Raw genomic sequence first — 11931 nt, 5'->3', positions numbered from 1 at the left:
GTAGTTATCGACTCAATAAAGCTAGAATAAGTAAGGCAAACGTAATGTGTGATAACCTAACACTATAAAGTGCTGTCTGATGATTCGGCTTTTTAAAGTATCGCCAAAACGAAATCCAAACTGACAAAATGGTGATAGTCAGTAGGATGATAGTGGTTGTGTTACGCTGTTCAGTGGTAATCAAAAGTACGAGTGAGGCGCTAGCCAACAAAAGGAAAAAAGACATGACCCAGGATAGCTTTCGCTCAGAAAGTTGAATTGGTAAAGATCTCTTCCCAATCTTTTGGTCTCCGGAAACATCCAAATAGTCAAGTAATATTTCGCGTGGAATCGTGAACAAGAACAAGAATATGGAAGACAACCATAAATAATCATCAGGTTTGATAACCCAAACTCCCCATTGTGTTCCTGATACAATGAGTGCAACCACAACATTTGCCAGTAACCCCGTTTTCAGATTGATGTAAGAATAAAAGGACGCTAAAAGCAGAAATACTACGGAAAGAATAAAAGGTATTTGACCAAGAAACCAGCATATGGTCATAAAAATAAGAGCAAAAGCCATGGATACTCCTTTTGCAACATGTAGCGGTAAAACTCCAGTAGCAATCGGTCGGAACTTCTCATTAGCCAGATCCTTTTTCCTGTCAAAAATGTCATTTACGAGAAAGCAGTAAGCTCCACCAAAAAATGTGGCTAACATCAAAAATACAAGTGGCTGCCAGTCACTCATTTCAGGGTTCAAAGCAGCTAATACCAGTATGCATGCACCCAAAGTAGCCGATGGCCTGATGGTATAAATGATGGCATTGAAGATTTTACGAATATCTTGGAGCAACTTTAGCATGCAAACGAATTCTGATGCCAATAATAAAGGAATCGAGCTACAAGAAAAGGCCACTGCTATTATTTAATGCTTGGATGGAAACGCTGGTGCCCTATTTCTTGAGCAAGCGATTGAATCTTCCATATAAAAGAGAAAAACTGGAACTTGATGATGGAGACTTTATAGACCTGGACTGGTCTTTAAACAACTCAGACACTCTGTTCATTATTTCACATGGTTTTGAAGGCAATTCCAAGGATCATTTTATCGAACAGACCGTAGACTATTTTTCCAGGCGTGGTGTTGACCTACTGATTTGGCACTACAGAAGTTGTGGCGGTGAATTGAACCGTCTTCCTAGATTTTATCACCATGGAGATGTTTCTGATTTCAGAAAAGTCATCGATTATGCAAGTGGAAAGGGTCAATACAATCACATCGGCTTAATCGGCTTCTCCATGGGAGGCAACTTCGTGATCAACTACCTTGGATCAGGCAATCCTAACAAACAGATAAAAGGGGGTATCGTTTTCTCCACTCCGATGGATCTCTCAACAGCTTCTGACCAATTATCAAAAGGTTTTAACCATAAAATTGAAAGAAGCTTCGTTGAAAAATGGAAGAGAAAAATTGAGCGAAAGGCCAAAGAGTTTCCAGAATTGATCGATCTAGATAAACTCAATGCAATAACAACATTGGATCAACTCCAAAAGGATTTTTTACTTCCTCTTCACGGGTTTAGCAGCCAGGAAGAGTACTTTAAAAAGCATTCAAGCGCTCAGTTTTTAATAAAAATAGATGTCCCTTTATTGATAGTGAATGCCAAGAACGATCCGTTGCTTTCCCCAAACTGCTATCCTTATATTCAATGTCAATCGAGTGAAAACGTTTTTTTGGAGACACCTGAGTTTGGAGGTCACACAGGCTTTACACGAAAAACAAATGGGAAATTATGGTTCATCCATAGAATTGAATCATTCCTTCTCGAAAGGAAATAAAAAAGGCCCTGTATCGCATACAGGGCCACTCTACTTACGCTACAACTCAAAATCTCAACTTGGAAATTTCGGATTCTCTAACACTTCATCCAGTTGCTTGATGTGACGCTGAGTATGTGCACTGATAAATACCAACCAGTGATAACCACTGATTTCACCCAATGGACCAAAATCTTTGTAATACCCTTTTAGCGGCTTTTCAATTTCATTGACGTAGGCAATTGTCTCGCCACGCTTTTGTTTAAATTCTGAAATAAATGCTTTTGCATTTGCAAACTGGCCTTCAGGCTGAATGTGTTCCGGTGCGTTGAACTTACGCTCTCGGTTCTGTAGAAAATCAATAATAAAGTCCACCTTTTCATTCACATAGCTTTCAGGCATTGGCTTCCACTCGGTAGTGTCCATGGCGTCTGCACGTTTGACTAGCGTGCCTTCCGTTTTGAAAATGTGCTCACAGATTTCTGCCGGTGACCAGGACGTTTCCGTTGCTTTGAAAGTCCATTGTTCTTGACTCAGGTTTTTAATTCTACTGAAAAGCTCTTTCTGCGATTGCTTTAAGTAGTCGTTTACGTACTTGCGGTCTTCCTTTGTCAGATCACCCTCCCTTAATGTAAAGGACGACCCTAGCACCCAAATGGCCATAAGTACGGTTGTGCTTAGTAATTTTTTCATAGTATTTGATTTTTAGCCAATCCTAACGACTAGCTGATTGGCGAGGCTATGAAAATCGACTCAAGAAAGTTGAATGGTCAGAGATTTCAGGCTGAATGGTCTGCTTTGAACCAGGTTTTTAACTCCCGGCTTTTGTAGCGACTGACTGTAATGCACTCCTGCAGATGGTTCAGCTGCACCCTGAGTTTATTGTTTACATCCTTTTGCAAGGATTGAATCGCAGATCTTGAAATAATGGTTTGCCGATTGGCTCTAAAAAATAAGTGAGATAGTTTTTCTTCCACTTCACTAAGTGATTCATATTGGGTTATGAGTTTATTGCCCCCTTTGTCAATTAAGAATACACATCCGTTTTGATGAATAAAGCAAGAGATTTCCTCCTCAGCTATCGTTCGTAATTCTCCGTTTCGAACGATAGACAAACTCTTTCCATATAATGCAAGCTTATTCAATGTAAGTGTGCCATTGCCCCTGGCATAGCCTCGCAAAATGAATACACCAGTTTCGATCAGCGATATCATCAGGCAAACTCCAAGCAATCCAACGAATCGGAATGGGTTCATCACGTATTGAAAGATTAGCATTTGCAACAGGCTAAGAATCGTGAATATAAAGGTGCAATAAAGCAGGTTTGTTCTAATGATCAGCAGCACAGAATTTAGATCATAGCCGAGTTTGACTTTTTTTGAAAGTCTTCGATAGTTCCAGGTATTGGTCTCACAGATAAACAGCCCATAGATCAGAAATATAGAGAATGGAATGACTGGAAAACGGTAGGCGGGCGAGAATGGGAGCTTCTGATACGTGATCAGGTGTGTCATGATGAACGCTAATAGCACCATCAAACTCCTTCTGACAGTATTATCGCTAACCCTGATTTTCTGATTTGAAATGGCAATTGTCATGATATGAATGTAACCATTATGAGTTTCAGAATACCATGGTTTTTACACAAACGGCCATCATTTCCAATTTGAGGAGCTAGGAAGAACAATCACAAACTCAACCACTAGTACGGACGATCTAAAAAATCAACTTATTCCAAATCCTCAGTCAGGACATAACCAAAATCCCCAATATTGAATGATGGAAAACTCTCTATTTCGATTTGTTGAATTGAGTTAGTGGGGGTCAAGATTACTTTTTTATCACTCAAGGTCGCCACTACTTTTAATGGGAAATTATCAGGAAGCCCGGTTTTCCATTTATATCGCAAAGTCGAATGAGTTGGGTCATAAGCATATAAAAGTACCGGCGGTGATTTTTGCTTTAAGTACACTTCAAACAAGGGATCAAAATCTTTTTTGGAAGTTTCATTGAAGTACTCAATGAAGGTTTCGGTTGTGATATTTTGTTTAGCAAACCTGTTTAGTGTTCCTTTTAAAATAGAAAAGAATGCTTCATCATCATTTATTTGCATTCTCAAAGTATGAAGCAAAAGGGCCCCTTTATAGTAGATGTCTGCATCCTTAGAGCTCACCCAGCTATTGTATCGAACACCGCAAGGTTTCAAAACCGGCCGTTCATTATCAACATTGAGTGATAGTAGCCACATATAATGGTCATAATAGTTAGTTTGGTATAATTTTTCGATGACTAAAGCCTCAGAATAAGTGGCAAGCCCTTCATGAAGCCACATATCACAGTAGTCCATTCCGGAAAGCAGATTCCCCCACCATTCATGCGCCAGTTCATGAATTAAAGTTGTGTTCACTTTTAATGAATAGGCAGGAGGGGCATAATCATTGAAAAAATAGGAGCCCATTGAAATGGCTGACTGGTGTTCCATTGCACTTCCTCCCAGCGTAGATTGAATGATTTTACATCCATCTCTCCACCATGGAAATGAACCGTATAACTTTTCAAGCTCTTGTAAATGCAGTGAAGTTTGAGCGTAGAAAGACCTTGCCGCGTCTATTTGATGCCTTAGGGCAAAGACCTGAATTTCCCTATCATCACCGTTAATATCCGTGTATGGGAATGTGATTTTTTTAAAATCACCGATGTTGAATGAAATATTATAAATATTGATAGGGTTAAGGACCGAATGGTGATATACCTGATTTTCTCCTTTTGTGGTAACACTATCGAGTTTACCATTGGCCACCGCGACAAGTGGGCTCGATACTTCAACCCGAATAAAACACTGCTCAGGTTCGTCATACAAAAGCTCTTTGCATGGCATCATATAGTGCGCCCCCACGCCCTCGGTTTGTGTGCCGACCCATGGATTCCCCCTACTATCCTCTTTCCATTGAATAGGACCTTCGTTTGCAATATTGGCCGGCTTCCCTCCATAGGTTATTTTAATTGATCCATTGGTGCCTTCTGCTGCTTGATCCGCAAAGACGATGTAAATCAAATCCTTTGTGTGCTTCCATTTTTTTATGGAAATCGAGCTTTCAATATTGTCAACCTTCAATCTTCGATGAAGGTCTATCAGGATGGAGTCTTGACGCATTTCCATCTGGAAATCGATTCTCATAGTTCCTTCAATTCGCTCTTCGTCAGGGTCTACTTTAACATACCAATCGTAAGTGGTGATATCATAGGCTCTCAAACGGTTGATCTCACCTTGTAAATAATCGTGTTTTGAAAACCTTGGAAAACCTTCTTTTTTGTTCTGGAAATAATATTTGACAAAAGGTTTGTATCTACATGCACCGGCTATCAATGATACAATGATTAGGAGAAGTAGCTTTTTCATTTTGCTTCCAAAATGGGTGATAAGGTAATTTACCTCGTTCTCTCAAAATATGCTTACGTTAAGAGGAAGTTTAATAAGTGTCCGATTAAAAATAATCCGTTATTACAGCTCTAATATTCTGGGCTTCACAAAAATGTTTCTTATGGTCTAATCGGAACCTGATTTTATACAATGAGTTCTGATAGGTAAAGTGTAATTGATTTCTGGTTCCATTTGATTTAGTTGGATATTTAGCGAAACCAATCAATTCGTTTCTTAGCTGTCTCTTATAATCAGTTATTGAAAACTTCAGTACTGAAATTTCACTGAAAGGATAAAGCTTTTGCCCTAATTGAATTCCATTCTCTGTAATAATCATTTTAAATGGAAATGAGCCTCTAGCAGGCTCAGGTTTATTCCAGCGAATAAATGCCCAGATGAAGTAATAGGCAAAAACAGAAACTCCAATCGAAAAGCCAAGAATATGAAAATCTATTAAGATTAGAAGAATGGATACACCTATTAGTATATACCCAATTAGATTATTTCTCTCTTCAATAACCTTCCTTCGATGACTCTCTCTATAGACTGATGCTTCGAATCTCATTTATCATAAAACCTCCACAATATGCCTCGCTACCCTACCTGTTCCGTCCAGGATTTGATGTCGACATGAAGTGCCAGATGCTAAAATGATTGTGTCTTTTTCTGCTTCCCGCACTTTTGGGAAAAGAACCAATTCACCAATTTTCATCGACACCTCAAAATGCTCTTTTTCATAACCAAATGATCCGGCCATGCCACAGCATCCACTGGGGATCATTTGTACATCAAACCCTTCTGCTGCTTTTAATATTTTCATTGTTGGAGTCATGGAGGAGAGCGCTTTTTGATGGCAGTGACCGTGTACCAACACTTTTTGTTTCTTTCTTGGAAAATCTTCTGACTTTAGACTTCCTTCTTCCAACTCCCTAGCTAAAAACTCTTCGATTGTGAAGGTCCTTTCAGCCACTTTCAGTGACTGTTCCTTTTCTTTTCCCCGAAGCAAATCCGGGTACTCATCCCGAAAAGTCAGAATTGCAGATGGTTCTATCCCTACCAGGCACATGTCTTTTTTCAATATGCTATGAAAAAGTTTTACATTTTGCTTAGCTAACTCTTTCGCCTCCTCAAGCATCCCTTTTGACAAATAAGCACGACCACTAATTGCATGATTGGCCGCTCTTACTTCATAACCCATTCGGTCCAGCAGCATAATCGCTTTTTTGCCGATGGCTACATCCAGGTAGTTGGTAAACTCATCAAAAAAGAAGTAGATGGTCTTTTTCGGTTTACGTTGAAGCGAATGAAATTTCTTATCAAACCAAGAGCGTAGCGTTTGATTTGCCATCTTAGGAATAGATCGCTTGGATGCAAATCCCAGCATGGGCTTTGAAAGATTTCTTGTCAGGTTATATGCCCAGGGTGCCACCTCAAATCGCTCCATGCTTTTCGCATAGTTGGCGATCATTTTGGTGCGAAATGGAACACCTTTTTCCTTCATCGACTGATTTTGCCATTCCGCTTTGAGCTTGCCCATATCTACATTGGATGGACATTCCCGCTTACAGCCTTTGCATGATAAACAGAGATCCATCACTTCTTTTATTTCTGGCTGTGCGAATGGGTTAGCTTCTTTGGATCGAGTAAGCATTTCCCGGAGGATGTTGGCCCGTGCCCGAGTGGTGTCCTTTTCATCTCGGGTGGCTTGATAGCTGGGGCACATGGTTCCTCCAGTAAGTGCTGACTTTCGGCAATCACCGGACCCATTGCATAATTCAGTTGATCGCACAATCCCCTCATCTTGTGAGAAGTCAAGCATGGTCTCAAACTCAGGCGTTTCTTGATTTTTCTCATACCTAAGTGAAGTATCCATGGGAGCAGTGTCCACAATCTTTCCAGGATTGAAGATATTATGCGGATCCCAGGCTTGCTTTACCTTTTTAAGAAGCTGATAGTTTTCCACTCCGATCATTTTTGGAATAAACTCGCCACGTAACCGCCCATCTCCATGCTCACCGGAAAGTGAGCCACTGTATTTTTTGACCAGTTCAGCAATCTCCTCAGCAATGGTTCGGAAGAGCTTGACTCCCTCTTCTGCTTTCAGATTGAGATACGGGCGAAGGTGCAGCTCTCCTGATCCGGCATGCGCATAATGTACGCTGTACAACCCATGCTTGTGTAAGATTTTGTTGAAGTCGCCGATATAATTAGGAAGGTCTTTTACGTCTACTGCCGTGTCTTCAATCACTGGAGCAGGTTTTGTATCTCCGGGGATGTTGGAAAGCAATCCTAAACCTGCCTTTCTCAGATTCCAAACCTTAGAAATATCATCCCCTTTGATGATTGGAAATGCATACCCCAGTCGCTGTTTTCCAAGCTCTGTCAGGAAATTAAGAATACGAATGTCTACTTCCTTTTCTGTCTCACCGATCAGTTCCACTACCAAAATGGCTTTTGGTTCTCCTTCGACAAAAAATCGATTTTCCGCCTGTTCTTTATTTCTGCTTGTGGCCTCCAGGATGTAATGGTCCATCAACTCACAGGCATACGGTTGATAATTGAGAGCAATCAGGTTCGCTTTCAAAGCATCATCTATTGTTTTCGCATGAATGCAAACTAGTCGCTTATATCCTTCAGGGATTTTAGTGATCTTCAACTTGGCCGCTGTAATAAATGCCAGCGTCCCCTCTGAACCAGCAATCAATGAACAAAAATTAAATGGCTTGCCTTCAGGATTAAATGGCTGCATGTCCGCAAGCATATCAAGCGCGTATCCGGTGTTTCTTCTAGGTATGTTGGGCTTTGGGAATTCCTTTTTAATACGTTGAATATTCTTCTCTTCAAGAAGAATATCTGAGATGTTTTGATACAACTTGTTCTCAAGTTCTGATGAACTTCGTAAATCATCTGTGTCCTTAAAATGAGCGTCTGAACCATCAGACAATAATGCCTTCACCTCTAACAAGTGTTCTCTGGTACTTCCATAAACTACCGAGTTGGAACCACAACTATTATTCCCGATCATTCCTCCGATCATGGCCCGATTAGCAGTAGATGTTTCTGGTGAGAAGAAGTATCCATGTTTTGAAAGCTCTCTATTCAGTTCATCACGAACAATCCCTGGCTGCACCCATACGTATTCTTCCTCCAGATTCACCTCCAGTATTTTGGTGAAATGCTTAGACACATCTACCACAATTCCACCACCTACTACCTGCCCTGCAAGTGAAGTTCCCGCTGTTCGGGGTATCAGTGAGGTTTTATTTTCAGCAGCAAACTGAATAAGCTTTTTCAGGTCGTCATCAGTCTTTGGGATCGCAACAGCCTGAGGAACTTCCCGATAGGCAGACGCATCTGTGGCATATATTCGTCGTATGGCTTCCCCTACATGAAGATCGCCTTTAAGTTCCTTTTTTAGACCTTCCAAGTTCATAGGTCAAACCTAATCAACTCACCCCATTTCCTTTCGGAAATTTCCCCTCTCTTTCAAGAGAGAGGTTAGGGAAGCGTTAAATAATTTCCAATCCCGATGTAACCTTCAGAAATTAGGGGAGTTTCCCCGACAGAATGCACCAAATGAACCTACTGGAAGACCACAGTTTGATGTTGAAAGTGAAAGAAGGAGAGGTAGAAAAACTCAACCTGCTTTACAAACGGTACAGTCGCCGATTCTTTGGCTTCTTCTATGGAATGACCAATGATGGAGCGACTAGTGAGGATCTGGTGCAAAATGTGTTCATGCGTATTCTAAAGTACAAGCATACCTATAAAGAAAGCGGAGACTTTGAGGTTTGGGCCTTCCAGATGGCGCGTAACGTGCATCACGATCACTACCGAAAAAATAAGCGATACGCTTTTCAAGAGGACATGAATCCTTATGAAGAGCGATTAAGTGAAAATAAAAATCAGGAGGTAGAAATGGAAAAGAGTGATGAATTGAACTACCTGAAAAAAGCACTAGCTAATCTGTCTGATGAAAAAAGAGAACTGATTGAGCTGGTGCGATTTCAAAAAGTGAAATACGCCAAGGTGGCGGAAATGCTTGGAGTAACTGAGAGCGCAATCAAAGTTCGCGTGCATCGAATATTGAAAGAATTACGGGAGTCCTACATAAAAATGGATGTCTAGCTATGAAAATAACAAATAAAAAAGCAGAGGAACTCTGGCAGGATAAGCTGGCAGGAAACATCAGTGAGAATGAAGAAAAGGCATTGAAGGAGTTTCTTCTATCCAACCCTGAGAAAGCTAAAGACCTGAAAGATCTGGAGCAGACCTGGGATTTGTTTGAGGAGATCGAAAGACCTGAACCAAGTGATGCCATGGATGCCCGATTTGAAGGAATGATGGCCGCTTATTCGGAAAAACAAAAAGAAGTTCGTCCGAATGTGCTGGACTGGATTGTAGCACAAATGACCAAAAGCTGGCAAGTAGGTCTGGCGTCATTGGTGATGGGACTGTTCATTGGTTGGTGGATGTTGCCTTCTCAGGATCAGAAGCAGGACATAGTTCAGTTAAGCAGCGAAATTCAAAGTATGAAAGAAATGATGATGCTTACGCTCATTGAACAGCCGAAGGCACAGGAACGTATTCGAGCTGTAAATATGGCTGCCGAGATGCCAAAGGCAGCTGAGAAAGTGATTAATGCACTGATATCTACGCTGAATCACGATGATAATATCAATGTGCGATTGGCGTCTTTGGAATCTTTGGTGCGCTATGTCGATGAGCCTGATGTTAGGCATGCTTTGGTAGATGCATTGAAGATGCAGGAGTCTCCGCTGATGTTAGTTGCCATAGCAGATGTCTTGGTAGCCATTCAGGAAAAATCATCCGTGGATGCGATGGAACAACTAAAAGAAAATACGGAAGATGAATTCGTGAAGGAAAAACTGGTTGAGAGCATTAAGACGCTCAAGAATACTTAAACTCAAAAATTGGACTAATGAACTTATTACTCATATTATTAATACTGATCAACCCGGACCTCAAGGAGGATAAGGTCGAGATCAACAAAGAATATACCATCGATAATCCAAGTCAAATGTTAGTAATCGTCAATAACATTAACGGTGATGTTGAGATTGAGGCCTCTGAAGACAATAAGGTCTATCTCAGTTTAGTCATCGAAATGTCAGCGGGTACGGATGAATTATTAGCAAAAGCTAAAAGTGAACTCGAACTTGGTGAGTTGTTTACCCATGACTCCCTGGTGTTCTATACCAAAGCTCCATTTATTAAAAAGTGTCGGTGGGGAAATTATACGGGTTATGATATGCATGACTACCCAAAGTATACTTTCAAATATCAGTACAAACTCAAGGTCCCGAAAGCAGTCAGCCTAGAAGCAAAAACCATCAACAATGGGGATGTCTATGTGCAAAACATTGATGGGCCGGTCAAAGCTTGTAATGTCAATGGTGAGGTGGAAATCAAAAATGCGCGTCAAGTATTGCAGGCATCTACAGTAAACGGCGATGTAACCATCAATTTTTTAGAAAGCCCTAAAAACGCCATTGATTTTAATACGGTAAATGGAGATTTCACTTTCGAGCTGCCTGAGGACTTCAGTGCACAGGTATTCTTCGATAGTATGAATGGTGATCTCTTTACTGCCTTTGACTATAAACGAATGAGTCCCAAAGTAGAGAAAAGTGAACGAAACGGGACTTTCAAAATTGGTACTAAAACCGGAGTAGAAATAGGTTCTGGCGGGCCTGAGCTTTCATTCCGAAGTATTAATGGAAATGTGTATTTGAAAAAAAGTGAATAACCGCACCTCGTGTGCACAAAATATAAAAGCATGAAAAAATTATTAATCATATTATTTCTTGTAGCCTCAGCAGCCGTTTGGGCACAAGATTTCAACGAACGAATTGCAATTCCACTCAGCTCTCCTGGAAATAAAGGGAAACTAGAAGTAGGGCTTGTACGAGGAGACATCATGGTAGAAGCCTACGAAGGAAAGGAAGTAATCATTGAAGCCGAAGCAAGTACTAAATCAAAAGATGATGATTGTGCCAGCTGCGATGATGATGACGATGATCGATCTGTTCCGTCTGGAATGAAAAGGATTGCATCCAGTCCAATAGAGTTGAGCGCTTCTGAAAACAATAATAGAGTGAAAGTAGAAACCAACTCATGGAAAAAACCAATCAACCTTACCATCAGAGTACCGGCTAATTTTGATTTGGAGGTTTCAACAGTCCATGGTCAGGTAGATGTCACCGGTGTAAGTGGAACTCATGAGATTTCAGCAGTACATGGCCCCTTGACTTTGAAAGATATGAGTGGCTCTATAGTATCCAATACCGTTCACGGAGACATCATCGTGAACTTTATCAAAGTGACACCAAATGAACCCATGTCATTTGTTACCCTCCACGGAAACGTTGATGTTACATTTCCTCCTGGAATAAAAGCCACCGCAAAAATGAGATCCGATCGCGGGGAAATATTTACAGACTATGACATGACAGTAGACCGATCAAAGCCAGAGGTGAAATCAGACGATGGTAAATACAAGGTGTCTATCAATTCGTGGGTCTTTGGAGCCATCAATGGAGGCGGTCCGGAGTACACCTTCAAAAACATGCATGGAGATATTATTATCCGGAAGAAGTAAATCTTTTTAAATGTCATCGCGAACGTATGTGAAGCGATCTTAATTTTAAGATTGCTTCACTCCTTTGTCGTTCGCAATGACGATC

The 11931-nt window shown here is 40.8% G+C and carries 11 protein-coding genes; 5 read left to right on the top strand and 6 right to left on the bottom strand.

The features are described 5' to 3' along the window. Window positions 1–4: 4 nt before the first annotated feature. The gene (locus ACOMC3_RS18270) at window positions 5–847 is read right to left on the bottom strand and encodes a UbiA prenyltransferase family protein (protein ID WP_420317331.1); all 843 of its coding nucleotides are present in this window, start codon (window positions 845–847) and stop codon (window positions 5–7) included. 14 nt (window positions 848–861) lie between these two features. Here ACOMC3_RS18270 and ACOMC3_RS18265 point away from each other — a divergent pair, with 14 nt between their 5' ends. Next, on the top strand, window positions 862–1824 hold the full coding sequence (locus ACOMC3_RS18265) for a YheT family hydrolase (RefSeq protein ID WP_420317330.1): 963 nt from the start codon (window positions 862–864) through the stop codon (window positions 1822–1824). Between the two features lie 54 nt (window positions 1825–1878). Here ACOMC3_RS18265 and ACOMC3_RS18260 read toward each other — a convergent pair whose 3' ends face one another. The 5 genes from ACOMC3_RS18260 to ACOMC3_RS18240 all read right to left on the bottom strand — a co-directional run bounded on the left by ACOMC3_RS18260 (window position 1879) and on the right by ACOMC3_RS18240 (window position 8657). Next, entirely contained in the window at window positions 1879–2496 is a 618-nt protein-coding gene (locus ACOMC3_RS18260) for a DinB family protein (protein WP_420317329.1), read from the bottom strand. Between the two features lie 86 nt (window positions 2497–2582). Continuing rightward, on the bottom strand, window positions 2583–3401 hold the full coding sequence (locus tag ACOMC3_RS18255; protein ID WP_420317328.1) for a LytTR family transcriptional regulator DNA-binding domain-containing protein: 819 nt from the start codon (window positions 3399–3401) through the stop codon (window positions 2583–2585). A 131-nt stretch (window positions 3402–3532) separates the two neighbouring features. Then, window positions 3533–5203: a M1 family metallopeptidase gene (locus ACOMC3_RS18250; protein ID WP_420317327.1), complete on the bottom strand. Its 1671-nt coding sequence runs from the start codon at window positions 5201–5203 to the stop codon at window positions 3533–3535. An 85-nt stretch (window positions 5204–5288) separates the two neighbouring features. Next, window positions 5289–5789: a hypothetical protein gene (locus tag ACOMC3_RS18245; RefSeq protein ID WP_420317326.1), complete on the bottom strand. Its 501-nt coding sequence runs from the start codon at window positions 5787–5789 to the stop codon at window positions 5289–5291. A 3-nt stretch (window positions 5790–5792) separates the two neighbouring features. Further along, window positions 5793–8657, bottom strand: coding sequence for an FAD-binding and (Fe-S)-binding domain-containing protein (locus tag ACOMC3_RS18240; RefSeq protein WP_420317325.1), 2865 nt, complete (start codon window positions 8655–8657; stop codon window positions 5793–5795). Window positions 8658–8800: 143 nt separating this feature from the next. Here ACOMC3_RS18240 and ACOMC3_RS18235 point away from each other — a divergent pair, with 143 nt between their 5' ends. The 4 genes from ACOMC3_RS18235 to ACOMC3_RS18220 are packed head-to-tail and all read left to right on the top strand — an operon-like array spanning window position 8801 to window position 11846. After that, entirely contained in the window at window positions 8801–9352 is a 552-nt protein-coding gene (locus ACOMC3_RS18235; protein ID WP_420317324.1) for an RNA polymerase sigma factor, read from the top strand. A 2-nt stretch (window positions 9353–9354) separates the two neighbouring features. Further along, a complete protein-coding gene (locus ACOMC3_RS18230; RefSeq protein ID WP_420317323.1) occupies window positions 9355–10149 on the top strand; it encodes a HEAT repeat domain-containing protein in 795 nt (264 codons plus the stop codon). A 17-nt stretch (window positions 10150–10166) separates the two neighbouring features. Next, window positions 10167–10994, top strand: coding sequence for a DUF4097 family beta strand repeat-containing protein (locus tag ACOMC3_RS18225; protein WP_420317322.1), 828 nt, complete (start codon window positions 10167–10169; stop codon window positions 10992–10994). Window positions 10995–11024: 30 nt separating this feature from the next. Continuing rightward, complete coding sequence (locus ACOMC3_RS18220; protein WP_420317321.1) at window positions 11025–11846, top strand: hypothetical protein; 822 nt, start codon at window positions 11025–11027, stop codon at window positions 11844–11846. Window positions 11847–11931: the final 85 nt, after the last annotated feature.

This window comes from Ekhidna sp., assembly GCF_965212185.1.
Taxonomy (GTDB): Bacteria; Bacteroidota; Bacteroidia; order Cytophagales; family Cyclobacteriaceae; genus Ekhidna.
Note: the sequence above shows the minus strand (reverse complement) of the source record. Positions and strands in the feature narration are given on the sequence as shown.

Excerpts from the sequence above, each read along its gene's own strand:
- ACOMC3_RS18270 (WP_420317331.1), bottom strand. The coding sequence starts at position 847 with ATGCTAAAGTTGCTCCAAGATATTCGTAAAATCTTCAATGCCATCATT.
- ACOMC3_RS18265 (WP_420317330.1), top strand. The coding sequence starts at position 862 with ATGCCAATAATAAAGGAATCGAGCTACAAGAAAAGGCCACTGCTATTA.
- ACOMC3_RS18260 (WP_420317329.1), bottom strand. The coding sequence starts at position 2,496 with ATGAAAAAATTACTAAGCACAACCGTACTTATGGCCATTTGGGTGCTA.
- ACOMC3_RS18255 (WP_420317328.1), bottom strand. The coding sequence starts at position 3,401 with ATGACAATTGCCATTTCAAATCAGAAAATCAGGGTTAGCGATAATACT.
- ACOMC3_RS18250 (WP_420317327.1), bottom strand. The coding sequence starts at position 5,203 with ATGAAAAAGCTACTTCTCCTAATCATTGTATCATTGATAGCCGGTGCA.
- ACOMC3_RS18245 (WP_420317326.1), bottom strand. The coding sequence starts at position 5,789 with ATGAGATTCGAAGCATCAGTCTATAGAGAGAGTCATCGAAGGAAGGTT.
- ACOMC3_RS18240 (WP_420317325.1), bottom strand. The coding sequence starts at position 8,657 with ATGAACTTGGAAGGTCTAAAAAAGGAACTTAAAGGCGATCTTCATGTA.
- ACOMC3_RS18235 (WP_420317324.1), top strand. The coding sequence starts at position 8,801 with ATGAACCTACTGGAAGACCACAGTTTGATGTTGAAAGTGAAAGAAGGA.
- ACOMC3_RS18230 (WP_420317323.1), top strand. The coding sequence starts at position 9,355 with ATGAAAATAACAAATAAAAAAGCAGAGGAACTCTGGCAGGATAAGCTG.
- ACOMC3_RS18225 (WP_420317322.1), top strand. The coding sequence starts at position 10,167 with ATGAACTTATTACTCATATTATTAATACTGATCAACCCGGACCTCAAG.
- ACOMC3_RS18220 (WP_420317321.1), top strand. The coding sequence starts at position 11,025 with ATGAAAAAATTATTAATCATATTATTTCTTGTAGCCTCAGCAGCCGTT.